The sequence below is a fragment of the Photobacterium kasasachensis genome (assembly GCF_050336885.1).
Lineage (GTDB): Bacteria > Pseudomonadota > Gammaproteobacteria > Enterobacterales > Vibrionaceae > Photobacterium > Photobacterium kasasachensis.
Map to the genome: position 1 here is coordinate 83,717 of NZ_JAKJSH010000009.1, position 25,458 is coordinate 109,174.

The window sequence follows — 25,458 nt, forward strand, 5'->3', positions numbered from 1 at the left end:
AACGCAATTGCGATTTGGATGTAACAAAATTACGAGATGGATGCGATATGAACGAAAAGTACAGCGCGTTAAGAAGTAACGTCAGTATGCTCGGCCACCTGCTGGGTAATACCATTAAAGATGCGCATGGCGAGCCATTGCTAGATAAAGTGGAAGCCATACGTAAGTTATCTAAATCTGCCCGCGCAGGAAATCAGGATGATCGTGAGAAACTGATCGATGAGTTGCAAAACCTGCCTGATGACGAACTACTGCCGGTAGCTCGTGCCTTTAGCCAGTTCCTAAACCTAACCAACATTGCCGAGCAGTATCACACGGTATCCCGCCACTGCGAAGAACACATCTGCAGCCCGGACTCTATCGATACCCTGTTTGGCAAACTCAGCAACAGTGATATCAGCCAGTTTGATTCTATTCAGGCAGTACGAGATCTGAACATCGAACTGGTACTGACGGCGCACCCTACCGAAATTGCCCGCCGTACCATGATCCACAAGCTGGTGCAGATCAACAAATGCCTCTCCAAGCTGGAGCTGAGCGAGCTGTCTCCAAGCGAGCGCCAGCGTGTCGAACAGCGCCTCGAGCAGCTAATCGCCCAGGCGTGGCACTCTGATGTGATCCGCCAGCAGCGCCCGACCCCGCTTGACGAGGCCAAATGGGGCTTTGCCGTTGTCGAAAACTCCCTGTGGCAGGCCGTACCGGAATTCCTGCGCCAGTTCGACGAAAAGCTAACAACCCACCTAGGCGAAGGTCTGCCGATTGATGCCTCGCCGGTGAAATTCTCCTCCTGGATGGGTGGTGACCGTGACGGCAACCCGTTTGTGACCTCGTCGGTCACCCGCGAAGTCATGCTACTGTCTCGCTGGAAAGCCGCCGATCTGTACCTGAGCGACATTCAGGAGCTGGTCAGCGAGCTGTCGATGGTCAAATGCAACGACCAGGTACGCGAGCTGGCCGGGGACGAACACGAACCTTACCGTGCCATCCTCAAGGATCTGCGTGCCAAGCTCACCAATACCCGTGACGTGCTCGACGCTCAGATTAAAGGCCTGAGCGTGCCTAACTTCGGCATTATCGAGCATGTCGACCAGTTATGGGATCCGCTTTATGCCTGTTACCAGTCGCTGCACGAATGCGGCATGGGCATCATTGCCGACGGCCTGCTGCTGGATGTGCTGCGCCGCATCAAGTGCTTCGGCGTCCACCTGGTACGTCTGGATATCCGCCAGGAAAGTACCCGCCACTCTGATGTTATTTCCGAGCTGACCCGTCACCTGGGCCTCGGCGACTACGATCAGTGGAGCGAGCAGGACAAGGTCGCCTTCCTTGTGCGCGAGCTGGCCTCCAAACGCCCGCTCCTGCCTCGTGACTGGCAGCCTTCACCTGATGTCCAGGAAGTGATCGAAACCTGTAAGGCGATTGCCGAGCAGCCACGTGAAGCCCTGGGTGCCTATGTGATTTCCATGGCCCGTACTGCCTCAGATGTTCTGGCTGTCCACCTACTGCTGAAAGAAGCAGGTTGTCCGTTCAGAATGGATGTCTGTCCGCTGTTCGAAACTCTGGACGATCTCAACAATGCCGAATCGGTCATCAAGCAGCTACTGAGTATCGACTGGTACCGTGGCTTTATCCAGAATTTCCAGATGGTCATGATCGGCTACTCCGACTCGGCCAAAGATGCCGGTGTGATGGCGGCTGGCTGGGCCCAGTACCGCGCGATGGAAGCCCTGGTTGATGTCTGTGAAGAAGCCGGTGTCGAACTGACCCTGTTCCACGGCCGTGGCGGTTCTATCGGCCGCGGTGGTGCGCCTGCACACGCTGCACTGCTGTCACAGCCGCCACGCAGCCTGAAAGGTGGCCTGCGCGTTACCGAGCAGGGTGAGATGATCCGCTTCAAGCTCGGCCTGCCGGAAGTTGCCGTCAACAGCCTGAGCCTGTACACCAGTGCGATTCTGGAAGCCAACCTGCTACCGCCACCAGCGCCGAAGCAAGACTGGCGTGAGCTGATGGATGTGCTGTCTGAAGTTTCCTGCGAAGCCTACCGCAACGTGGTACGCGGCAACGAAGAGTTCGTCCCGTACTTCCGCGCGGCCACGCCGGAGCTGGAACTGGGCAAACTGCCGCTGGGCTCACGTCCGGCCAAGCGTAACCCGAAAGGCGGCGTAGAGAGCCTGCGTGCCATTCCGTGGATTTTTGCATGGAGTCAGAACCGTCTGCTACTGCCAGCCTGGCTCGGTGCCGGTGAGGCGATTCAGTTCTCGATTGATAAGGGTCATGCCCAACAGCTGGAAGATATGTGTCGCGAGTGGCCATTCTTCTCGACCCGCCTTGGCATGCTGGAAATGGTATTTACCAAAACCAACATCGGGATTGCCGAGTACTATGATCAGCGCCTGACTGACAAGTCACTATGGCCTATGGGTCAGAAACTGCGCGATCAGCTGCAGGAAGACATCAAGGCCGTTCTGAATGTCGAGAACAGTGCTCACCTGATGGAACAGGACCCATGGGGTGCAGAGGCTATCCGCCTGCGTAACATCTATGTTGAGCCGCTGAATATGCTTCAGGCCGAGCTGCTGTACCGTACCCGTCAGCAAGATGAGCCATCTCCGATGCTGGAAGAGGCACTGATGGTAACCATCGCCGGTATCGCGACAGGCATGCGCAACACAGGCTAACCTGATTGCCCGAACATCTAAGTGCTACATTAAGGCCTCCCGCGTGGAGGCCTTTGTTTTTCTGATCTCATCAAAACCCAATCCTTCGCCTCAGCCTGATCAGGCCCGATATGCCATTTATACCTTTTACACACTTTTTTTATTACAGTGACTCAATAATGAGACGTAATGTAACTAGTCGCATAGTCTAAAGTAATCACATGCACTGTGAACATGGATGAATCACAATATATTGCAGTGCATCGGAAACCTTAAGATATAGACAAACATCACAAGATGAACAATTGGACGCTGCCCAAAATGGTTATTATCACCTTCTGGTGTCGATAAAGATCACATTGATGTGTATGCTACGTGATCTCGATCAGGCACTGCAACAAGACGATTATAACAAACGCCAAAGAGCGAAGGGTAACGTCGGTCTGATTGTTTTTTATTTGTAGTATTTTAACGGATAGAAGAGATGTCACTACCACACGTAATTTTGACCGTGCTGAGCAACCGCGACGCAACCGGTTACGATATAACAAAAGAATTTTCCCACAGCATCGGCTACTTCTGGAAGGCAAGCCACCAGCAGGTTTACCGAGAGCTAAACAAAATGGCAACCAACGATCAGGTTACCTGCAAACTGGAACCGCAGGAAGGCAAGCCGGATCGTAAAGTATACTCCATCACTGATCTGGGCCGTCAGGCACTGTTTGAGTGGTTCCAGGAGCCTGCTCGCAACCCAACCATCCGCGATGAGTTCTCTGCCAAGCTACTGGTTTGTGGCGTGCACAATTCTGTGCCGATGCAACAGCAGCTGGAAGGGCTGATTGAAGAGTCTCACACGCTGATGAACCACTACCACGAACTGGAGAAAGTCCATTTCGGTGACTACAAGAACATGGACCGTCAGGCACGCCTTGATCGTCTAACGCTTCGCCGTGGGATCCACAACCGTCAGGCGTGGATTGACTGGGCTGAAGAAGTACTGGTTGAGCTGAAGGACATGGACAGTGCAGACAGCAAGGTAGCCCTTAACGGCTAACTTGGCACCCTTATCCCATTATCGAAAAAAGCCGCTAATAAAGCGGCTTTTTTAATGGCTATCAGTACAGGAAGGAAAGCTTGCTTACGCCTGGACACCGGCCTCGGCACGAACGCCAAGCGTATGGCAGATAGCATACGTCAGCTCTGCACGGTTCAGGGTATAGAAGTGGAAATCCTTGACCCCTTCGCGGCTCAGTACTCGCACCATGTCAATCGCATTGCTGGCACCGACCATCTGGCGGCTCAGCAGGTCGTCATCCAGTCCCTGATACTGCTTCTCCAGCCAGCCCGGGATCTTCACATTGTTTGCCAGGGCAAAGCGTTTGGCCTGAACCATGTTGGAAACCGGCAGGATGCCCGGTACAATTTCCACATCAATCCCGGCAGCGACACAGCGGTCACGGAAACGCAGGTAGCTTTCGACATCGAAGAAGAACTGAGTGATTGCCCGGCTCGCTCCGGCATCAACCTTGCGCTTTAGATTAATCAAATCCGACTGGGCACTCTTTGCCTCGGGATGCACCTCCGGATAGGCCGCTACCGAAATATCAAAGTCAGCTTCCTTTCGCAGCAGTTCGACCAGGTCAGCGGCATACATATCGGGCTTGACGCCTTTCTCCGGCAAATCACCACGCAGTGCCACGATATCGCGGATACCGTTATTCCAGTAGTCACGGGCAATGGTGCGGAGCTCATCGCGGGTAGCGTCAATGCAGGTCAGGTGAGGTGCCGCCACCAGGCCGGTTTGCTCTTTAATATCTTTAATGATGGAGTGGGTGCGATCCCGTTCACCGGAATTGGCACCATAGGTCACAGAAACAAACTTCGGCTTGAGGGTTTTCAAACGGTGAATAGAATTCCACAGGGTCTGTTCCATCTGCTCGCTGCTTGGTGGGAAGAACTCAAACGAAACGTTGATATCACCGTTAAGATCGGCGATGTTCTGGTTAAGCGAATCCAAGTGACTTGCGTGTGAATACCCCATAGTCTATTCCTTTCTGTTCCGGCCCCGGGCCTGCTCCCTAAAATGGTGACGCCATTAAATAACCGTTTAGACGTCTATATGTCTACAGAATGTCTTGTAACCAATTTAATGTCAACAAAGTGAACATGAATATTTCTCAAGTTGATCTTGCACGATCTTCAACATAGCGAACATCGCACTAATAAGCAAAAGCCCGCAAGATGCGGGCTTTTCACAACAAACTAGCGATTCATACTATAAGAGGCTTTCTTGGCGAGACCTTCGACCACACCAGCATTTCCTTAGGCGATCTTTGTCTGCAAAAGCAGCTATAACATCGCTGCCAACCGGTTAATGTCAGACAGCAATGCCCCGGCAGTCACATCCCGACCGGCACCCGGTCCACGGATCACCAGCGGGTTATCCCGGTACCAGCGGCTTTCGATGGCAAAGATATTGTCACAAGGCAGCAGGTTAGCCAGTGCATGCTCCTGCGGCAGAGCTTCGACTCCGACACCGGCCTTGCCGTTTTTGTCCAAACGAGCCACATAGCGCAATACCTTGCCTTCCTTCTGCGCCTTGACCAGCCGCTCATTGAGCAGCTCGTCCAACACGCCAGCCTGCTCGAAAAAGCCGTCCAGTGTCAGCGGAGCCAGTTCCTCGGGTACCAGGGATTCCACCTTGACCTGCTCCGGCTCCAAGTCCAGCCCGGACTCACGGGCCAGAATCACCAGCTTGCGCATCACATCGCTGCCATCGAGATCATGACGAGGATCGGGCTCTGTCAGCCCCTGTTGCCAGGCCTGTTCTATCAGCTGGGAGAAAGGCAGCGAACCGTCGAACTGCTGGAACAGCCATGACAGCGTGCCAGAGAAAATCCCCGACAGGGCAATAATATCATCACCACTTTCACGCAAGTCCCGCACCGTATGGTTGACCGGCAGGCCGGCCCCTACCGTCGCGTTATACAACCAATGACGGCTGCTCTTGGCAAACGCATCCTGCACGGCATGATAGTCCTCTCCCGAGGCAGAACCGGCAACCTTGTTGGCGGAAATCAGATGCAGGCCGCTTTCGGCAATCTGCGGGTATTTGGCAGCCAACTCGGCGCTGGCTGTCACATCCAGTACCATCACATCATCATAAGGGTGTGCAGCCAGCACATTCAGCAGCTCGCCTTCGGCATAATCAACCGCTTCGTCATCAAAAGCTGTCAGTGCCCGGGTCGGTTCAATCCCCTGGAAGTCAATCCAGTGGCGGCAGCTATCGGCCACCCCCACCAGGGTAAAGCTCATGCCATGGCGTTTCTCCAGCTGCACCTTTTCACGGTCAAACAGCTCCAGCCAGCGGCTGCCGATATTACCTTTGCCACACAGTACCAGACCAATCCGCTTTTGTGCTTGGAACAGGCTCTGGTGGATCTGCGCAACCAGCGGGGCCGTATCAATCTTTCTAAGCACAGCCACCAGGCTCAACCCCGAGTCCGGCTCGGTCGTGAACTCAACAGGCTGATTCTTTAGCTGATGATAAAACCCGTAGCAGTGGACGGCGTTGTTGACCACCCCGGCTCCGACAGCGGCCACCACCGAGAAGCCATCCCGCAGACGAAGCTCCGCGGTAATACCGCTGTCTTGCAGCAGGCCCAATACATTGTTGACGACCTCACCGGTATACGCGAGCAGAATACGTCCCTGATCGGCCTCGACACTCTGGGCCAATGGCAGTAGCTGGGCCCGCTGCAGGGTTCGCTCCAGCTCACCCAAAATAGGCTCAAAATCATGAGAGCGAGCCACGTCCAGCTCAATCAGACAGACATCATCGAGCGAGGTAATGATCTTGGCCCCGCGCCCCGATGCCAGTACCCGCTCTACCCGTGTCGATCCCGACTCGGGCTGGTGGCTACAGCGCAATGTGAGGTCAATCGAACTCTGGGCAACAGGCTGTAATGTCCGGCTGTGAAGCACCGGTGCCGCCAGCCTCGCAAGCTCGCTGGCCTCATCCAACCGCAGCAAAGGCAGCAGGCAGGCATCCCCGACCTTACGCGGATCGGCACTGTATACTCCGGCAACGTCACTCCAGATTGTGACTCTCGAAACTTCAGCCAACGCGCCAATGATGGTCGCCGAATAGTCCGAGCCATTGCGCCCCAGCAATACGGTTTCACCTTTCTGGTTACGGGCCATAAAGCCGGTGATCACGATACGGTGCTGACTATGCTGGGCCAGCTGCGCCTTAAGCAGCGGCCACGACTGGGCCCGATCCACTTCCGGCTGGGCCGAGCGCTCCGCCCGTAGAAACTCTCGCGAGTCAAGATGTCCGGATGACAAGCCATTTTGTACCAGCAAGGCGGACAGTAAACGTGCCGACCACAATTCACCATGCCCCAAAATTGCTGCGATCGCTGCTTCGTCGAGCTTTGACTCGCCCAACCGGGCCAGCTCGCTAAGTTCAAAATGTAGCTGAGTCTGCAATTCATCTGCCACCGAACCTGTTACTAGCTCGGTGATCAACTGCTGCTGGAAGGCACGTAGTTCTTGCAGGGCCTCGTGGGCCTGACGGCCATCCTTACCCAGCAGTTCGACCCAGGCAATCAGGCGGTTGGTTGTTTTTCCGGCGGCCGACACCACAATCAAATCATCACTGCCGGAGTGCTCTTGCAAAATCGTCACCACCCGACGATAACAATCAGGATCAGCAAGGCTACTGCCGCCGAACTTATGTAACTGCCGCAGGGCTGTCTGTCTGTTTACAGGCTGGCTCATTCAGTTACCTCCGCCGCTTGCTTGAAGGCCTGTTCCAAATCGGCAATCAGATCGCTTGGATCTTCAAGTCCCACCGACAAGCGTAGCAGCGACGGCTTGATCCCGGCTTCGACCTGCGCCTCGTCAGACATGGCACGGTGCGTCATGCTTGCCGGATGGGCAATCAGACTTTCCGTCCCTCCCAGCGATTCCGCCAGCGAAAAACACGTCAATGCAGAGACAAACACTTCAAGCTGACGGTAACTTCCTGCCAGCTCGAAACTGAGCATCGAGCCGAATCCTTTTTGCTGCTTGACGGCAATATCATGACCAGGGTGATCAGGCTGGCTCGGATGATAGATCTGGCCGACCAGCGGCTGGGTCTGCAGGTAGGCCAGCACTTGCGCACTGTTTTCCTCGTGCATTTTCATTCGTGGTGCCAGCGTACGTAATCCACGCAAGGTCAAATAAGCATCAAACGGCGCCCCGGTCGCCCCGATACAGTTGGCCCACCAGGCAATATTCTCGGCCTGCTCGGCCTCTTTGGAAATCAGCACCCCACCGACCACATCGGAATGACCGTTGATATATTTCGTGGTCGAGTGGACAACAAAGTCGGCACCCAGCGCGATAGGTTGCTGCAGGATAGGTGACAAGAAAGTGTTATCGACCGCCACCAACGCACCGACCTGCTTGCTTTGTTCACACAGTTCGGCGACATCCACCACCCGAAGCAGCGGGTTAGACGGGGTTTCTACCCAAACCAGCTTAGGCTTCCTGGCCAGTGCTGCCGCCAATACATCCGGATCGGACTGATCGATAAACTCAACCTTAAAGTCACCTTTACCGGCCCGGGTATTAAACAAGCGGTAGGTGCCGCCATAGCAGTCATGAGGGGCTATCACCAAATCATCCGGCCCCAGCAGGGCAGAAACCAGCAAATTGATCGCTGCCGTCCCGCAACTGGTGACCACGCCGCCAGCTCCGCCCTCGAGCTCAGACAAGGCATCTGCAAGCATATTTCGAGTCGGGTTGCCGGAACGTGAATAATCATATTGAGGAAGGTCACCCAGCTGTGGGAAGCTATAGGTAGAAGTCAGGTAAATTGGCGGAACGACAGCATTATGCTGCGTGTCTGATTCAATACCGGTACGTACGGCAACGGTGGCAAGCTTCTTGTCACTCATATTTACTTTCCTTGTCTGGGGCAAGCCCTGCATTCGAATAACTTTTAATCAACAACATTAACCACATTTATTTGGGACGTCAACACTTCTAGACGTCCATATGTCTTTGCTTATGGCAGTAAATCCCGCTAAAATTCACCCATATTAAATTTATTGAATCCAACATCGCTGAGAAGGTAGAAAATGGCAGAGTGGAATGGCGAATACATCAGCCCATATGCGGAGCACGGTAAGAAAAACGAACAAGTAAAGAAAATCACCGTTTCGATTCCATTAAAGGTACTCAAAATCCTGACTGACGAGCGCACCCGCCGCCAAGTCAACAACCTGCGTCACGCAACCAACAGTGAGCTGCTGTGCGAAGCCTTCCTGCATGCCTACACAGGCCAGCCGCTACCGACTGACGATGACATCCGTAAAGACCGCCCTGACGATCTGCCGGCAGAAGCCAAGGAGCTGATGGAAGAAATGGGCATCAAATACGAAGACATCAACGAATAATACTAGACTGGCACGTTTTATATAGACTGCCGTTTTCAGATAAAAAAAAACCAGCCCTAGGGCTGGTTTTTTAGTATTTCAACCAAACGGTGACTTACTCGCCCCCCATATAGCCCACAGGCATCTCAATCTGCGCAACACCAGAGTCAATGGCCGCCTGGGCTACCGCCTTGGCAACACGAGGAAGCAGGCGTGAATCCATCGGCTTAGGAATAATATAATCGGCACCGAATTCCAGCTTGTCAGCTCCCGCCGCTTTCACAACTTCGGCAGGCACTGGCTCTTTGGCCAGCTCACGAATGGCATGAACGGCTGCCAGCTTCATTTCGTCATTGATCACGCTAGCGCGTACATCCAGGGCACCACGGAAGATGAAAGGGAAGCAAATTACATTGTTCACCTGGTTCGGGTAATCGGAACGGCCTGTCCCCATCACCAAGTCATCACGCACGGCATGCGCCAGTTCAGGCTTGATCTCAGGATCCGGGTTCGAGCAGGCGAACACAACCGGCTTATCGGCCATCAGCTTAAGCGCTTCCGGCGTCAGCAAGTTAGGGCCAGATACGCCAACGAAAATATCGGCGCCTTCAATCACGTCTTCCAGCGTACGCTTATCGGTATTGTTGGCGAACAGCTGCTTGTATTCATTGATGTCGTCACGGCGGGTATGGATAACTCCCTTGCGATCCAGCATGTAGATTTTCTCGCGCTGGGCACCACACTTGATCAGTAGCTCCATACAGGCAACAGCGGCAGCACCGGCACCCAGGCAGACAATCACAGACTCGCTGATATTTTTGCCCTGGATCTCAAGGGCATTCAGCATACCCGCGGCGGTTACAATAGCCGTACCATGCTGATCATCGTGGAAGACCGGGATCGCACAACGCTCAATCAAGCGTTTCTCGATCTCAAAGCAGTCTGGTGCCTTGATGTCTTCCAGGTTGATACCGCCAAACGTATCGGCAATATTGGCGACCGTATCAACAAACTCATCGATGGTGCGGTGCTTAACTTCGATATCGATAGAATCCAGACCCGCAAAGCGTTTGAATAGCAATGACTTACCTTCCATCACCGGCTTAGATGCCAGTGGGCCAAGGTTACCCAGGCCTAGGATAGCGGTACCATTGGTAATCACGGCAACCATGTTGCCTTTACCCGTGTACTTGTAAACGTTTTCTGCGTTTTGAGCGATCTCTCGAACAGGCTCTGCAACACCCGGGCTATAAGCCAGGGCCAGATCTTCAACCGTATCTGCCGGCTTTGTTAGGGAAATAGCGGTTTTACCTGGAACAGGGTAAGCGTGGTAGTGCAGTGCTTGTTGACGAAAATCTTCAGACATAGTGGTCTTGATCCTGAATGAAAATGATGTTCAGTTCGGTATTGGGAGATAGATCATATTCTATAGCGATACAAAATCCTAGCGCAGCAACGCTGGTCGAGCCAATTAATCCCCACCGGAATACTCAGGTATAGCAGAATTTTGAACAAACACCGGAAGAATGGGTAGAAAACGTGCCAGTTGCCACGTCAAACAACCAGAAACAAAGAAAGGTACAGAGGAAAAGACTAAAATCATCCGCGTTGAGTATCGCCTGCAGACAAAAAAAGGGACGCTTGCGCGTCCCTTTTTCGAAATTCATCTGGCAATTACTTGCTAGAAAGCGCACCGAAACGCTTGTTGAACTTGTCGATACGACCACCAGTGTTAACCTGACGCTGCTTACCAGTGTAGAAAGGGTGGCACTTGTCGCATACATCAAGGTTGATGTCTTTACTCATAGTAGAGTTAAATACGAAAGTGTTGCCGCAAGAACATTTAGCGTTCACTGCTGTGTATTCTGGGTGAATACCTTGTTTCATGGGATAACCTCAAAGCTAAGGCCGTGTCGCTCTCCCGATCCAAAGCCGGGCACCACACGCGTTAATAACAGTATAACGTTTGGCTATCAGCAAGCTGACACCAATACGATAAATTAGGCGGCGTATAGTAATCAATCACGTCGCCCAGATCAACTAATGCGCTCCTTTTTTCACCGCTTTGCGCCCGCAGCCGAGCAATGTACACTTCCTAATCTTAGTATATGTGGATTACTCGGTTAGTTATGACGCCCAACATTGCCCGCGTGGCTCTTCCTGTCCCCCTGGATAAGCTTTTTGATTATTTGATAAAGCCAGGCCAGTCCCCTGTTATCGGCGGCCGGGTCAAGGTACCTTTTGGTCCGAAGCAGCTTATCGGGATCGTTATATCACTGACGGATAAATCCGATTTTCCTCTGGGCCAGCTAAAAGCCGTTAACACTGTACTGGATAGCGAGCCACTGTGGCATCCGCCCTTGTTCGGTCTGCTGAGCTGGGCCAGCAGCTATTACCAGTACCCGCTCGGCGATACGCTGGCCAATGCCATGCCGACGCTATTACGCAAGGGCCGGGAGGCAGCCCCGAGCAGCCTGAAAATGTGGCAGATCACCGAAGCCGGACGCGACCAGCCGCTGGCCGCGCTAAACCGCGCCCCGCGACAGGCGCAGGTGCTCAACACCCTGCGCCATGGTAAAAGCAGCCACGAAAGCCTGCTGGCCGAGGAGGTCAGTTCGGCAATACTGAAAACACTGAGTGACAAAGGCTGGGTTGAATCTCTCGAAGAACGCCCCGACAGCAGGGAATGGCAACCTGACTTTGCCGTCACCGAGGAAAAGCCAAAGCTCAACGACGAGCAGGCACTGGCGGTCGCAACCGTCAATGCCAACCCGGCCTTTGGCTGCTACCTGCTGGAAGGTGTGACCGGCTCCGGCAAGACCGAGGTCTACCTCAACCTGCTCGAACCGGTGCTGGCTGCCGGCAAGCAGGCACTGATCCTGGTGCCCGAAATAGGCCTGACCCCGCAGACCATCAACCGCTTCCGCCGCCGCTTCAACGTCCCGCTGGAAACGGTTCACTCCGGGCTGAATGACACCGAACGGCTGTCATCCTGGCTGGCCGGAAGGGACAACCAGGCTGGCATTATCATCGGTACCCGCTCGGCACTGTTCACCCCCTTTGATAACCTCGGCATCATCATCGTCGACGAAGAGCACGATGCGTCCTACAAACAGCAGGACAGCCTGCGCTACCATGCCCGGGATCTTGCCGTAATGCGGGCCAACCGGGAGAACATCCCGATAATTCTCGGCTCGGCTACCCCTGCCCTGGAAAGCCTCCACAATGCCAAAACCGGTAAGTACCATCATCTGACGCTGACTCGCCGGGCCGGCAATGCCCAGCAGGCGCGGCACGGGGTGCTGGATGTCAAAGGGCTATACTTGGAGGCAGGGCTCTCTGCCCCGCTCATTGCCCGGATGCGCAAGCACCTCGAGGCCGGCAACCAGGTCATGCTGTTCCTCAATCGCCGCGGCTTTTCCCCGGCCGTGATCTGCCACGAGTGTGGCTGGCTCGCCGAATGCAAGCGCTGTGATGCCTATTACACCTTCCACCAGCAGTCGGGAGAGCTTCGCTGCCACCACTGTGCCACCCAGCGCCCGATGATGCCGCAATGCGGCAACTGCGGCTCTACCCAGCTCAATGCCGTCGGAGTCGGTACCGAGCAGCTGGAGCAGCAGCTGGCAACCTTGTTTCCCGAATACAAGACCGTACGCATCGACAGAGACAGCACCCGCCGCAAAGGCAGCCTCGAGAGCTACCTTGAAGCGATCAAAAACAATGAATACCAAATTCTGATCGGGACCCAGATGCTGGCCAAAGGGCACCATTTTCCGGATGTTACCCTGGTCAGCCTGATCGATGTCGACAGTGCCTTATTCAGCAATGACTTCCGGGCATCCGAACGCCTTGCCCAGTTGTTCATCCAGGTCGCCGGGCGGGCGGGCCGTGCAAGCAAACCCGGTGAGGTAATATTGCAAACTCACCACCCCGAACACGCCCTGCTTCAGGCTCTGCTGCATAAAGGCTATGACCAGTTTACCGTCAGTGCACTTGACGAGCGCAGGCAGGCATTTTTGCCCCCATACACCTATCTGACCCTGTTTCGCGCAGAAGCCAACGAGAGTGATCATGTTGAGCAATTTTTACAGCAAGTTCGCGGCATTTTTGAGTCCAGCCCGCTCTGTTGCCAGGAGACACCGGTGATGGGACCCAACCCTGCCCCATTGTCACGCCGGGCCGGCCGCTATCGCTGGCAGTTACTGCTCCAGACGCCGGATCGCAAGACCTTGCAGCAAATGCTGACCATCGCCAAGCCAGCTATCCAACTGCTGCCTCTGGCCAGGAAAGTCAGGTGGTCGATTGATGTCGAACCGCAGGATTTAACTTAAAATGAACAATGCGACTCATGTCACACCTTGAATGTAATTTATGCTATTTCGAGCATGTTTAATCCCCTGCGGAGCGCCTACAATAGTAGGCTCGCTGGTATAGGTATCTGCCCGGTTTGGCTATGATCCTCCGGCAATAATGAGAGAAATATAAATAGAGAGGAACTGTAATTATGGCGACAATGAAGGATGTTGCCCAGCTCGCCGGTGTCTCAACAGCCACGGTCTCCCGTGCCTTGATGAACCCGGAGAAAGTGTCGGCTTCAACCCGAAAAAAAGTTGAACAAGCCGTCATGGATGCTGGCTACTCACCCAACTCGCTGGCTAGGAATCTTCGTCGTAACGAATCAAAAACCATTGTCACTATCGTGCCGGACATCTGTGATCCTTACTTTACAGAGATTATCCGGGGTATCGAGGAAGCTGCCATGGAACATGGCTACCTGGTACTGCTAGGCGACAGCGGTCAGCAAAAAACCCGTGAGAACTCATTCGTCAATCTTGTCTTCACCAAACAGGCTGACGGTATGTTACTGCTCGGCACGGACCTGCCGTTCGATGTCAGCAAACCCGAGCAAAAGAACCTGCCGCCTATGGTCATGGCGTGCGAGTTTGCCCCGGAGCTTGAGCTTCCGACCGTTCATATCGACAACCTGACTGCCGCCTTTGAGGCCGTCAACTACCTAACCCAGATGGGACACAAACGCATTGCCCAAATTTCCGGGCCTGACTCGGCAGCACTGTGCCAGTTCCGATCGCAAGGCTACCAACAGGCATTGCGTCGTGCAGGCGTCGAACTCAACCCGGCCTATACCGTCAAGGGCGATTTCACGTTCGCAGCCGGTGCCCGTGCCGTCACAGCCCTGCTGTCCCTGCCCGAGCCACCAACGGCGCTGTTGTGCCATAACGATGTCATGGCCATCGGAGCTATGCAGCAAGCCAAGCGTCTGGGTTTCCGGGTACCACAAGATTTATCGATTGTCGGCTTCGATGACATTCAGTTCGCCGAATACTGCGATCCACCTCTGACCACTGTGTCTCAGCCACGCTATGAAATCGGCCGTCAGTCGATGCTGATGTTGCTTGAAATTCTCAAGGGCAAGGAGATCTCATCAGGCTCCCGCCTGCTCGATGCCAAGCTGGTGATCCGGGAAAGTGCGGCGCCACCGGCCCAGTAACCGGAACACACCCCCAATGTGAGCTTATGTTTTGGGCATAAGCTCACAAAATTCACCCAATGACATGCAAGCATTTCGTTCAGATCTGATCCCAGCACTAGTCAGCCCCAGCGCAACTTTGTAACATAGCGAGAATTGTTTTCCCCGTTGTGTTTATTCTAACCGTGGCCACAAAAGATTATGTAAAACGCGGACGCTCGCCGAAAAAGCCAGCCCGTAACACGCGTAAAGCCCCCGCCTCCGGCGGCTTCCCGATAAAATGGGCACTGATAGCATTGTGCCTGGTCAGCGCACTCGGCTACGGCCTGTATTTCCTGTCAACGACACCGGCTCCACAGACCGAGACCGTTCAGCCAAAACCCGCGCCGAAGCCACAGCCGAAACCCGCCGTTAAGGCGCAAGAGAAAAAGCTGCCGCCGAAACCGGAAGAGAAATGGCGCTATATCGAGGAGCTGGAAAACAAGGAAGTCCCGGTTGAAGCCAAGAAAGAGCAGAAGCCTAGCCGCCCTTACCTGATGCAGTGTGGCGCCTACCGCAGCCAAGATCAGGCCGAACAGCGCAAGGCTATGATCGCCTTCCAAGGCTTGACCAGCCAGGTCAAGATCAGCCAGGGCGAAAAAGGTAACTGGTACCGGGTGATCCTCGGTCCTTATCCACAAAAGCGCAAAGCCGAGAGTGACCGCAATATGCTGCGCCGGGCCGGTATCGAGCCGTGCGCAATCTGGTTCTGGGAATAGGCTCCCCGCTCAGGACACCCCACCGACATAAGAAAAAAGAAAAAGGATGCAACCGCATCCTTTTCTTTTTCCAATATCGATACCTTGAAAAAAACTTTTCCCACCCCCAGATAAGCATTAATACCGATACCGGCAAAGGCCGGAGAGACTCAAAGAGGTAAAACCGTGACAACTATCGTATCTGTACGTCGAAACGGTAAAGTCGTTATCGCCGGTGATGGCCAGGTTTCCCTGGGCAATACCGTTATGAAAGGTAACGCTCGCAAAGTGCGCCGTTTATACAACAACAAAGTTCTAGCAGGCTTTGCCGGCGGCACGGCTGATGCCTTCACCCTATTCGAGCGTTTTGAGCGCAAGCTGGAAATGCACCAGGGCCATCTTCTCAAGTCAGCCGTCGAGCTAGCCAAAGACTGGCGCACCGACCGTATGCTGCGCAAGCTAGAGGCCCTTCTTGCTGTAGCCGATGAAACCGGCTCTCTGATCATCACCGGCAACGGTGACGTCGTCCAACCGGAAAATGATCTGATTGCAATCGGCTCAGGTGGTAATTTTGCCCAGGCAGCAGCAACGGCCCTACTGGAGAATACCGATCTCAGCGCCCGTGAAATTGCGGAAAAATCACTAAACATTGCCGGTGATATCTGTGTCTTCACCAACCACCAACATACAATCGAAGAGCTTGATACCAAGTAAGGAAGCCGTAATGTCTGAGATGACTCCTCGCGAAATCGTTCATGAGCTTGATCGTCATATCATCGGTCAAGACAAAGCCAAGCGTGCAGTGGCCATTGCCCTGCGTAACCGCTGGCGTCGCATGCAGCTTCCTGAAGAGCTGCGTGTCGAAGTAACCCCGAAAAATATCCTGATGATCGGCCCGACCGGTGTCGGTAAAACCGAAATTGCCCGCCGCCTGGCCAGACTGGCCAACGCCCCCTTCATCAAGGTTGAAGCGACCAAGTTCACCGAAGTGGGCTATGTCGGCAAGGAAGTGGAAACCATCATCCGCGACCTGACTGATGTCGCAGTGAAAATGACCCACCAGCAGGCGATGGAAAAAGTCCGCTTCCGCGCCGAAGAACTGGCCGAAGACCGCATTCTCGATATTCTGCTGCCGCCGGCGCGCGATGCCTGGGGCCAGAACGAAGAAGCAGACAGCAACTCGACGGCCCGCCAGTCTTTCCGCAAGAAACTGCGCGAAGGCAAGCTGGATGACAAAGAGATCGAAATCGAAATCGCCGCCCCGCAGATGGGTGTCGAGATCATGGCCCCTCCGGGCATGGAAGACATGACCAACCAGCTTCAGGGCATGTTCCAGAACCTGGCCGGTAACACCACCAAAAAGCGCAAGATGAAAATCAAAGACGCGATGAAGGCGGCGACCGAAGAAGAAGCGGCGAAACTGGTCAACCAGGAAGAGCTGAAAGAGCAGGCCATCTTTGCGGTTGAAAACAACGGCATCGTGTTCCTCGACGAAATCGACAAGATTTGTAAACGCGGTGAGTCATCGGGCCCGGACGTGTCTCGCGAGGGTGTCCAGCGTGACTTGCTGCCGTTGGTAGAAGGCAGCACCGTATCGACCAAGCACGGTATGGTCAAGACCGATCACATCCTGTTTGTTGCCTCCGGCGCCTTCCAGGTGGCGAAGCCATCGGATCTGATCCCTGAGCTTCAGGGTCGCCTGCCAATCCGCGTCGAGCTTGAAGCCCTTACCAGTGGCGATTTCAAGCGTATCCTGACCGAGCCAAATGCCTCACTGACCGAGCAGTACAAGGCGCTGATGGCCACCGAATCGGTAGAGATTGAGTTTGCCGAAAGTGGGATCAACAAACTGGCCGATGCCGCGTGGCAGGTTAACGAACGTACTGAAAACATCGGTGCCCGCCGCCTGCACACGGTCATGGAGCGCCTGATGGAAGAGCTGTCCTACGACGCGACCGAAAAATCGGGTGACAAGCTGATTATCGACGAAGCCTATGTCAATGAGCGTCTTGGTGAGCTGGTCGAAGACGAAGACTTGAGCCGCTTCATCCTGTAAGCCTGAACAATCTATTTGTTCTTCTCCTATATCAAAACGGTGCCTTATGGTGCCGTTTTTTTGTTCTTGAACAAACAATCTGCCGATAAAGTTGCCCATCGCTGTGTATACGCCATAATAGCCCTTCGACTGATTCCGAAATAAGCACATTATGAATTCATCTTCACTCGCAATCTGGCTGGATGCCGCAAGACCGAAAACCTTGCCGCTGGCCGTCGCATCGATTGTATGCGGAAGTGCAGTCGCAGGATGGCAAGGAAGTTTTTCTGCTTTAGTAGCGGGCCTGGCCCTGCTGACCGCACTCCTACTCCAGATCCTGTCTAATCTGGCCAATGACTATGGCGATGCCGTCAAAGGAACGGACAACGAGCACCGCCTCGGGCCACAACGCGCAATCCAGTCCGGGCTGGTAACCCCGTCAGCGATGCGCAATGCGATGATCTTAAATATCCTGCTGACCGTCACCAGCGGCCTGAGCCTGATCTTCATCGCCTGCAACAACCTCCAGGATATGTTCGGTTTTATGCTGCTGGGCCTGATGGCGATTGCAGCCTCCATTGCCTATACCGTCGGTAACAAGCCCTACGGCTACCGCGGCCTGGGCGATCTCTCGGTACTCATGTTCTTTGGCTGGCTTGGCGTTGCCGGCACCTACTACCTGCAAGCAGGTCAAATCGACTCGGTCATTATGCTGCCTGCCACGGCCTGCGGTCTGCTGGCCGTTGGTGTATTGAATATCAACAACCTGCGGGATATCGACAATGACCGGGCCTGCGGCAAGCTCACCCTGGCGGTACGTATGGGTCCCGACTGGGGACGCAAGTACCATTTGTTCCTGCTGGCCGGCAGCGTACTCTGCCTGGCGTTATTTGCCGCCCTTGAGCTGCACTCGCCGTTTGGCTGGCTGTTTGTCCTGAGTGCCCCCCTGCTATTCAAGCACGGGAAACAGGTACTACAGTCAGCAGACGGAGCCGCCCTGCGCCCGATGATGGCCACCATGGTGAAATGTGCGCTGCTAACAAACCTGCTGTTCGCCGCTGGTGTCGTGCTGGCAGCCGGCTAGAATCTGACGCGCTAACTTGCCCCTGCTTTGTGAGGGGCGTTATTGCAATGTCATATTGGCTAGTTATACTTTCAACAGGTTAGCAGAAAGCCATCAGCAACGACTCATGCTCAGCAGGCTGTATACCGACCCTTTTCAATTGCCACAAGAAGAAGCGAACTTATGGAATATAATACGTCCGAACTATGCGATATCTACCTCGACCAAGTCGATGTTGTTGAGCCAATGTTCAGCTCTTATGGTGGCCGAAACTCTTTCGGCGGCCAGGTAACAACCATTAAGTGCTTTGAAGATAGCGGGCTGATTCGTGATGTGCTGCAACAACCCGGTGCGGGCCGTGTATTGCTTATCGACGGCGGAGGCTCACTGAGACGCGCGCTCATTGATGCTGATATCGCACAGCTGGCTGCCACCAATGAATGGGAAGGAATTATTGTCTACGGCTGTGTCCGCAACGTCGATGATCTGGACGAAATGGAGCTCGGCATCCAAGCGATGGCTTCCATTCCGGTCGGTGCCGATGAGCAAGGTATAGGGGAAGTTGATGTCGCCGTGAATTTTGGCGGGGTCACCTTCCTGCCGGAAGATCACATCTATGCCGATACGACGGGCGTTATCCTTTCACCCGAGCCGCTGGATATCGAGTAGGCAGGATAACGAGCAAGCTGGAGCCATCAGGCTGCCAGCCTCTCATTACATCGCGTCCCTGACAGATAAAAAAACAGAGCCAAAAGGCTCTGTTTTTTTACTCGACGCTGTCCATCTTGCCAAGCAGGTTGCGTACACGCTCCTGCCAGGCCTGATGATCATTTCGTAGCTTCTCGTTGTCTTGTTCCAGCGCTTCTCGGCCAGAGCGTAGCTCTTGAGCTTCAGTCGATAGGCTATCGTTTTGTTCTTTTAGTTCTTCAATTTCCATTTGTAGCAGGGAAATTGTATCAACAGCCATCTGTACTTTGGCTTCTAGCTTTTCCAACATTTCTAATGACATATTGTTCACCTGATCTCCGCCTATCATTTTACCTTAAACCGTTAAGGTAATATCCCACAGGCTCTGTTTACATTACTGTTGCGCCTATTCTAACGAGGCTGCCGCCTTCTAGCATCTACAAATCCGCCGCTTTGCAACAAATGAGTGAAATTTACACAATTCTGACGGTTATTTTGCCTGCCCCCAGCTAAATACAGCCAGTCCTCTCCGGCCACCCTGTCGACATTCGTCCAGCATAGCTTTTTTCACCATAATGCCGAGTAACTGAACAAATGCTCGACGGTGTGTGAGCGCAACGTGACGAAATGCTTAGAATTGCGATCTAACTCTATTTTAATGCAGGGTTGCCATGCTAATTTTTATCTTGATCGTATCTCTCTTGGAGTTATCCAAGATCTTGCCCTTATGGCACATCCGGCCTTTTCATGGCCGGATTTTTTATTCCAATTCAATAAGATAAACCAAAATACCTGAATCAGCATATCAAGCAAATTGCAGTGCACCCAAGCCAGGCTGATCGAGTTCAAAAAAACCGCAACCGTTTGCGCGAACGCGCAAAAGTGAACCTAATTTTATGCTCGAACGCACAAAATTAATTCTTTAACATTTCAATTACGTTTAGTTCGAGTACATTAAGAGCGAATAAGAAAGATAAAAGAAATACCCCTACAACATTCGACAAAAGGACTGAATAATGACTACCCCGAAACAACATACGCTACTTGGCGAATGTATTGCCGAGTTCATTGGTACAGGACTATTGATTTTCTTCGGTGTTGGCTGTGTCGCAGCACTTGTACTGACTGGTGCAAACTTCGGTCAGTGGGAAATCAGCATCATGTGGGGCCTAGGTGTCGCTATCGCCATCTATTGTACCGCTGGTGTATCCGGTGCCCATATCAACCCTGCCGTCACCATTGCCCTGGCACTGTTCCATGGCTTTGACAAACGCAAAGTAGCGCCTTACATTGCTGCTCAGCTACTGGGCGCGTTCTGTACCGCTGCTCTGATCTATAGCCTATACAGCAACCTTTTCGCAGAGTTTGAAGCAACCAACCAAATTGTTCGAGGCAGTGAGGCAAGCCTGGCAACCGCCGGTATTTTCTCTACCTACCCGAATGCCGCCCTATCTTTCAGTGGTGCCTTTGCGGTTGAGTTTGTAATCACAGCCGTACTGATGTTTGCCATCCTGGCCCTGACAGATGACAAAAACGGAGCCCCTCGCGGTCCGATGGCCCCGTTGATGATTGGTATTCTGATCGCGGTGATCGGTGGCTCGCTCGGTCCACTAACCGGTTTTGCCATGAACCCGGCGCGTGACTTCGGTCCGAAATTCTTTGCCTTCCTGGCCGGCTGGGGTGATATGGCACTCACTGGCGGCAAAGACATCCCTTATATGATCGTTCCAATCTTGGCGCCTATCTTCGGTGCCTGCTTCGGCGGTTGGCTATACCCGAAAGCCATTGGTGCTTATCTGCCAGGCAACGCTGAGTCCGTTGCACAAGAGCAAGAAAGCGCAAGTGACAGCGAAGCAGCAAAAGCATAAAAATCTCTCTACTACCCTAAAATATAATTACTACTAGAGGAAACCATCATGACAACAGAGCAAAAGTACATTGTTGCACTAGATCAAGGTACAACCAGCTCCCGCGCCGTTGTGCTGGATCACAACGCAAACATTGTGTGCTCGTCACAGCGTGAATTTACTCAAATCTATCCAAAAGCCGGATGGGTTGAGCATGATCCTCTCGAAATCTACGCGACCCAAAGCTCGACACTGGTTGAAGCTCTCGCCAAGGCCGGTATCCGCTCCGATCAGGTAGCCGGTATCGGTATCACCAACCAGCGCGAAACCACTATCGTGTGGAACAAAAACACCGGTAAACCGGTATACAACGCTATCGTCTGGCAGTGTCGCCGTACCGCCGACACCTGTGAAACTCTGAAGGCACAGGGGCTGGAAGAATATATTCGCGACAATACCGGCCTGGTCGTCGACCCTTATTTCTCGGGCACCAAGATCAAGTGGATCCTGGACAACGTCGAAGGGGCGCGTGAAGAAGCCGAAGCCGGTAACCTTCTGTTCGGTACCGTTGATACTTGGCTGATCTGGAAGATGACTCAGGGACGTGTCCACGTTACTGACTTCACCAATGCCTCACGTACCATGGTGTTCAACATCAACACCATGCAATGGGACGAGAAGCTTCTGAAGGCAATGGATATTCCGCTGTCAATGATGCCGGAAGTGAAGCCATCGTCGGAAGTGTACGGCCAGACCAACATTGGTGGTAAGGGCGGTACCCGTATCCCGATTGCCGGTATTGCCGGTGACCAGCAGGCCGCACTGTTCGGCCAGATGTGTGTCGAGCCGGGCCAGGCAAAAAACACCTACGGGACAGGTTGTTTCCTTCTGATGAACACCGGCAAGGAAAAAGTGACCTCTCACAATGGCCTGCTAACCACCTTGGCCTGTGGCCCTACCGGTGACGTAGCTTATGCCCTCGAGGGTGCGGTATTTATGGGCGGCGCTTCAATTCAGTGGCTGCGCGATGAAGTGAAGCTGCTGGACGATGCCAAAGACTCAGAATACTTTGCCGAGAAAGTGGGCAGTGCCAACGGTGCCTATGTGGTACCGGCCTTTACCGGTCTGGGCGCACCATACTGGGATCCGTATGCGCGTGGCGCGATTGTCGGCCTGACCCGTGGTGTTAACTCCAACCACATTATTCGTGCGACGCTGGAGAGTGTGGCCTACCAGACCCGTGATGTTCTGGATGCAATGCAGACGGACTCCGGCATCAACCTGGCTTCCCTTCGTGTCGATGGCGGCGCTGTGGCCAATAACTTCCTGATGCAGTTCCAGTCCGATATTCTGGCTACCGAAGTTCACCGCCCGGTTGTTACCGAAGTAACTGCACTGGGTGCAGGTTACCTGGCCGGCCTGGCTGTTGGTTTCTGGGGCAGTATTGACGAGCTGAAAGACAAAGCCGTACTGGATCGCAACTTCGTTCCAGACGGTGACGAAGAAAAACGTGAACGCCGCTACAGAGGCTGGAAGCGTGCCGTTGAGTGTGCCAAGAGCTGGGCTGTCGAAGACGACATCTAACAGCATACACTCCCTCTGAGTTCCCCCCTCAAGAAGGCCTGCAATGCAGGCCTTCTTTTTTATTCTCGCTTCCACGCTGGCAATCACGCGTCGCTGGGTGCAAGCGTCTCCATCTTCGCGAATATAGCGCCATTTCGACGGCAAAAAATTAACGCAAACGTTTCACCCAAGCTGTGATAAAATCGCGCCAGATTTTTTTTGGGCCTTTTTTCTTTCTGGAGTAACAATGAAACGCGATTTAGCAATGGCATTTTCTCGTGTCACCGAAGGTGCAGCACTGGCTGGCTACAAATGGCTTGGCCGCGGCGACAAAAACGCCGCTGACGGCGCTGCCGTGGAAGTGATGCGTACCCTTCTCAACCAGACCGAGATCGAGGGCGAAATTGTGATCGGTGAGGGCGAGATTGATGAAGCGCCTATGCTGTATATCGGCGAAAAAGTAGGAACCGGCGGTGATGCCGTCGATATTGCCGTTGACCCTATCGAAGGCACCCGTATGACGGCGATGGGCCAGAACAACGCCCTCGCCGTATTGGCTGCCGGCGAGAAAGGCTCGTTCCTGAAAGCACCGGATATGTATATGGAAAAGCTGGTTGTCGGCCCGACGGCCAAAGGCTGTATCGACCTAAGCCTGCCGCTGACTGAAAACCTGGAAAACATTGCCTCGGCACTGGGAAAAACGCTCGATACCCTGGTAGTCACCACGCTGGCCAAGCCTCGTCATGACGAAGTGATTGCCCAGATGCAGGCGATGGGTGTACGCGTGTTTGCGGTGCCTGACGGTGATGTGGCAGCTTCTATCCTGACCTGTATGCCGGACAGCGAAGTTGACGTCATGTACTGCATCGGCGGCGCGCCGGAAGGTGTCGTCTCGGCGGCAGCGATCCGCGCCCTGGGCGGCGACATGCACGGCCGCCTGCTGCCGCGCCACGAGGTCAAAGGCGACAGCGAGGAAAACCGCCAGCTGGGCCAGGTTGAAATCGATCGCTGCCGCGAAATGGGTATCGAACCGAACATCGTGCTGCGTATGGAAGACATGGCCCAGAGCGACAATGTGATCTTTGCCGGCACCGGCATTACCAAAGGTGATCTGCTTGACGGAATCAGCCGCCAGGGCGATATCGCCACGACGGAAACCCTGCTGATCCGCGGCAAATGCCGTACTATCCGACGTATCAAGTCGACCCATTATCTGGCACGCAAAGACGATGCTGTCAAAGGGCATATTCTGTAACCGGCCCTTCAGGTTGTAACGAAGGCGTGCATTTGATGTACGCCTTTTTTTATCTGCACAGCCAACAGCAGGCTCTCCCACCGGCTTGGCACTTCTGGTTTATACTTAACTTTGTAAAGCTGTTGCTTTATTTACTTAACTGGCTACATAATAAACCAATAAAGGAAGTAGCAGCTGATATGAAAACGATTGAAAAAATACTCTATCGCATGAAGCAGGATGGCCCTGTCACAGCCAAGGTGCTGGCCGAAGAATTCAAACTGACGACCATGGGCGTACGCCAGCACCTACAGGGGCTAGAGGAAGACGGATTGGTTGATTACCAGGATATCAAGGCCAAGGTTGGTCGCCCGACCCGGCACTGGAACCTGACCAGCAAGGGCCACCGCCGCTTTGCCGACCGCCATGGCGAACTTATTATTCAAATGCTTGATTCTGTCGAGGAGCTCTTTGGGACCGACGGGCTCAACCAGGTGGTTGAACGCAGAGAGAATCAAACCTTTGAACAATATCGGCATGCATTGGCAAACAGCTATAATGTAAGAGAAAAACTGGAAATACTTACTACCCTGAGGGAACAGGAAGGCTACATGGCCCAACTTCACCAGGACGGTGAAGACTTCATTCTGGTGGAAAACCACTGCCCGATCTGCCATGCCGCTACGCGCTGTCCTTCCCTATGTAAATCAGAGCTTTCTGTCTTCCAACGTCTGTTGGGCAACGAGTACCGCGTCGAACGAAACGAACACATTATTGCCGGAGAGAGGCGCTGCGCTTATCGAATACAAAAATCATAATTAGGAGATTATTATGGCCGACTGGATCCCCGCGAAGGTTATCACCAATCGTCACTGGAATAGTGACCTGTTTAGCCTTGTCTTGCATGCAAATATAGAGCCCTTCAAGGCTGGGCAGTTTACTAAGCTTGGATTGGAAATTGACGGCAAAATGGTCCAGCGAGCCTACTCCTTTGTCAATCCCCCCAGCGATAACAATATAGAGGTCTATGCTACCCGGGTTGCCGACGGCCTGCTCTCCCCACGCCTCCATGCCCTTGATAGCGGTGATAGCGTGTTTATTTCAGCACGGGCCAATGGCTATTTCACTCTCAATGAAGTCCCTGACAGCGAACACCTATGGCTGCTGGCGACCGGAACCGCTATCGGCCCCTACCTGTCTATCCTGCGTGAAGCCGATGTCTGGCGTCGATTCCGCAAGGTCGTGCTGATCCATGCTGTTCGCTACGCCGCCGATCTCAGTTATCAAGCTGAAATTAACGAGCTCAAGGCACAGTATCCGGAACAGTTGATCGTCCAGCCCTTTGTCAGCCGCGAACCAGCCCCCTTGTCGCTTCCGGGCCGGATCCCGCAGGCGATAGCCGATGGCATGCTGGAGCGCCATATCGGCCTGCCGCTCAGCCCCGAAAAAAGTCAGATCATGCTTTGCGGCAACCCGGAAATGGTCCGTGAGACCAAGGCCGTGCTGGAGTCGATGGGACTTACCAAGAACCTGCGCCGCAAGCCCGGTCAAATCACCATGGAGCACTACTGGTAGGCATTAGCTAACGGTCAAAGATCACCTTGTCTCACTGCAATCTCATGCAACGTCTCACAATTGAGTCAGTCCGCAACAAACGGACTGGCTACCTTTAAAGGCATAACACATACCAGCCCACTCATCGCTCAGGGTGAATCTAGT

21 protein-coding genes are annotated in these 25,458 nt (G+C 53.7%); 15 read left to right on the plus strand and 6 right to left on the minus strand.

The genetic code is table 11. The features are described 5' to 3' along the window. The first annotated feature begins 47 nt into the window (after positions 1-47). Together ppc and L4D19_RS13890 are read left to right on the plus strand one after the other, a co-directional pair. Positions 48-2,678: a phosphoenolpyruvate carboxylase gene (gene ppc, locus L4D19_RS13885; protein ID WP_428452947.1), complete on the plus strand. Its 2,631-nt coding sequence runs from the start codon at positions 48-50 to the stop codon at positions 2,676-2,678. A 463-nt stretch (positions 2,679-3,141) separates the two neighbouring features. Then, the gene (locus L4D19_RS13890; RefSeq protein ID WP_075762972.1) at positions 3,142-3,711 is read left to right on the plus strand and encodes a PadR family transcriptional regulator; all 570 of its coding nucleotides are present in this window, start codon (positions 3,142-3,144) and stop codon (positions 3,709-3,711) included. A gap of 84 nt (positions 3,712-3,795) precedes the next feature. Here the strand turns inward: L4D19_RS13890 and metF are convergent, their stop codons facing one another. The 3 genes from metF to L4D19_RS13905 form a co-directional block, all read right to left on the minus strand. Beyond that, positions 3,796-4,698, minus strand: coding sequence for a methylenetetrahydrofolate reductase (metF, locus tag L4D19_RS13895; RefSeq protein WP_428452948.1), 903 nt, complete (start codon positions 4,696-4,698; stop codon positions 3,796-3,798). A gap of 308 nt (positions 4,699-5,006) precedes the next feature. Beyond that, positions 5,007-7,439 carry a bifunctional aspartate kinase/homoserine dehydrogenase II gene (locus L4D19_RS13900; protein ID WP_428452949.1) on the minus strand — a complete coding sequence of 811 codons (2,433 nt, stop codon included), beginning with the start codon at positions 7,437-7,439 and terminating at the stop codon, positions 5,007-5,009. Beyond that, the gene (locus tag L4D19_RS13905) at positions 7,436-8,605 is read right to left on the minus strand and encodes an O-succinylhomoserine (thiol)-lyase (RefSeq protein WP_428452950.1); all 1,170 of its coding nucleotides are present in this window, start codon (positions 8,603-8,605) and stop codon (positions 7,436-7,438) included. The genes L4D19_RS13900 and L4D19_RS13905 overlap by 4 nt, the downstream gene beginning before the upstream one ends. Before the next feature lie 183 nt (positions 8,606-8,788). Here L4D19_RS13905 and metJ point away from each other — a divergent pair, with 183 nt between their 5' ends. Beyond that, positions 8,789-9,106 carry a met regulon transcriptional regulator MetJ gene (gene metJ, locus L4D19_RS13910; protein ID WP_075762976.1) on the plus strand — a complete coding sequence of 106 codons (318 nt, stop codon included), beginning with the start codon at positions 8,789-8,791 and terminating at the stop codon, positions 9,104-9,106. Between the two features lie 94 nt (positions 9,107-9,200). On the opposite strand, the gene L4D19_RS13915 is transcribed toward metJ, so the two are convergent. Beyond that, positions 9,201-10,451, minus strand: coding sequence for a malic enzyme-like NAD(P)-binding protein (locus tag L4D19_RS13915; RefSeq protein WP_428452951.1), 1,251 nt, complete (start codon positions 10,449-10,451; stop codon positions 9,201-9,203). A 308-nt stretch (positions 10,452-10,759) separates the two neighbouring features. After that, positions 10,760-10,972 carry a 50S ribosomal protein L31 gene (gene rpmE / locus L4D19_RS13920; protein WP_128785132.1) on the minus strand — a complete coding sequence of 71 codons (213 nt, stop codon included), beginning with the start codon at positions 10,970-10,972 and terminating at the stop codon, positions 10,760-10,762. A 242-nt stretch (positions 10,973-11,214) separates the two neighbouring features. Between rpmE and priA the strand changes: the two genes are divergently transcribed. The 7 genes from priA to rraA all read left to right on the plus strand — a co-directional run bounded on the left by priA (position 11,215) and on the right by rraA (position 19,077). Then, positions 11,215-13,416, plus strand: a complete 2,202-nt coding sequence (gene priA / locus L4D19_RS13925) for a primosomal protein N' (RefSeq protein ID WP_428452952.1) — start codon at positions 11,215-11,217, stop codon at positions 13,414-13,416. Positions 13,417-13,589: 173 nt separating this feature from the next. Beyond that, complete coding sequence (gene cytR, locus L4D19_RS13930) at positions 13,590-14,594, plus strand: DNA-binding transcriptional regulator CytR (protein ID WP_075762980.1); 1,005 nt, start codon at positions 13,590-13,592, stop codon at positions 14,592-14,594. Between the two features lie 164 nt (positions 14,595-14,758). Continuing rightward, positions 14,759-15,331 carry an SPOR domain-containing protein gene (locus tag L4D19_RS13935; RefSeq protein WP_160652759.1) on the plus strand — a complete coding sequence of 191 codons (573 nt, stop codon included), beginning with the start codon at positions 14,759-14,761 and terminating at the stop codon, positions 15,329-15,331. A 165-nt stretch (positions 15,332-15,496) separates the two neighbouring features. After that, positions 15,497-16,024 (plus strand): ATP-dependent protease subunit HslV, encoded by a 528-nt coding sequence (gene hslV / locus L4D19_RS13940; protein WP_075762981.1) that lies wholly within the window; start codon positions 15,497-15,499, stop codon positions 16,022-16,024. Between the two features lie 10 nt (positions 16,025-16,034). Next, entirely contained in the window at positions 16,035-17,366 is a 1,332-nt protein-coding gene (hslU, locus tag L4D19_RS13945) for an ATP-dependent protease ATPase subunit HslU (protein ID WP_075762982.1), read from the plus strand. A gap of 151 nt (positions 17,367-17,517) precedes the next feature. Then, positions 17,518-18,429 (plus strand): 1,4-dihydroxy-2-naphthoate polyprenyltransferase, encoded by a 912-nt coding sequence (locus L4D19_RS13950; RefSeq protein ID WP_428452953.1) that lies wholly within the window; start codon positions 17,518-17,520, stop codon positions 18,427-18,429. Between the two features lie 162 nt (positions 18,430-18,591). Further along, positions 18,592-19,077, plus strand: a complete 486-nt coding sequence (gene rraA / locus L4D19_RS13955; protein WP_428452954.1) for a ribonuclease E activity regulator RraA — start codon at positions 18,592-18,594, stop codon at positions 19,075-19,077. A gap of 97 nt (positions 19,078-19,174) precedes the next feature. Here rraA and zapB read toward each other — a convergent pair whose 3' ends face one another. Next, complete coding sequence (gene zapB, locus L4D19_RS13960; protein ID WP_075763046.1) at positions 19,175-19,417, minus strand: cell division protein ZapB; 243 nt, start codon at positions 19,415-19,417, stop codon at positions 19,175-19,177. Positions 19,418-20,111: 694 nt separating this feature from the next. Here zapB and L4D19_RS13965 point away from each other — a divergent pair. From L4D19_RS13965 to L4D19_RS13985, 5 genes are all read left to right on the plus strand, one after another. Continuing rightward, positions 20,112-20,963 (plus strand): MIP/aquaporin family protein, encoded by an 852-nt coding sequence (locus L4D19_RS13965; RefSeq protein WP_075762986.1) that lies wholly within the window; start codon positions 20,112-20,114, stop codon positions 20,961-20,963. 48 nt (positions 20,964-21,011) lie between these two features. Continuing rightward, a complete protein-coding gene (gene glpK, locus L4D19_RS13970; RefSeq protein ID WP_428452955.1) occupies positions 21,012-22,526 on the plus strand; it encodes a glycerol kinase GlpK in 1,515 nt (504 codons plus the stop codon). A 226-nt stretch (positions 22,527-22,752) separates the two neighbouring features. Beyond that, the gene (gene glpX, locus L4D19_RS13975) at positions 22,753-23,760 is read left to right on the plus strand and encodes a class II fructose-bisphosphatase (protein WP_428452956.1); all 1,008 of its coding nucleotides are present in this window, start codon (positions 22,753-22,755) and stop codon (positions 23,758-23,760) included. Positions 23,761-23,939: 179 nt separating this feature from the next. Next, positions 23,940-24,557: a helix-turn-helix transcriptional regulator gene (locus tag L4D19_RS13980; protein WP_428452957.1), complete on the plus strand. Its 618-nt coding sequence runs from the start codon at positions 23,940-23,942 to the stop codon at positions 24,555-24,557. 13 nt (positions 24,558-24,570) lie between these two features. Next, on the plus strand, positions 24,571-25,314 hold the full coding sequence (locus L4D19_RS13985; protein ID WP_428452958.1) for a ferredoxin--NADP reductase: 744 nt from the start codon (positions 24,571-24,573) through the stop codon (positions 25,312-25,314). Positions 25,315-25,458: the final 144 nt, after the last annotated feature.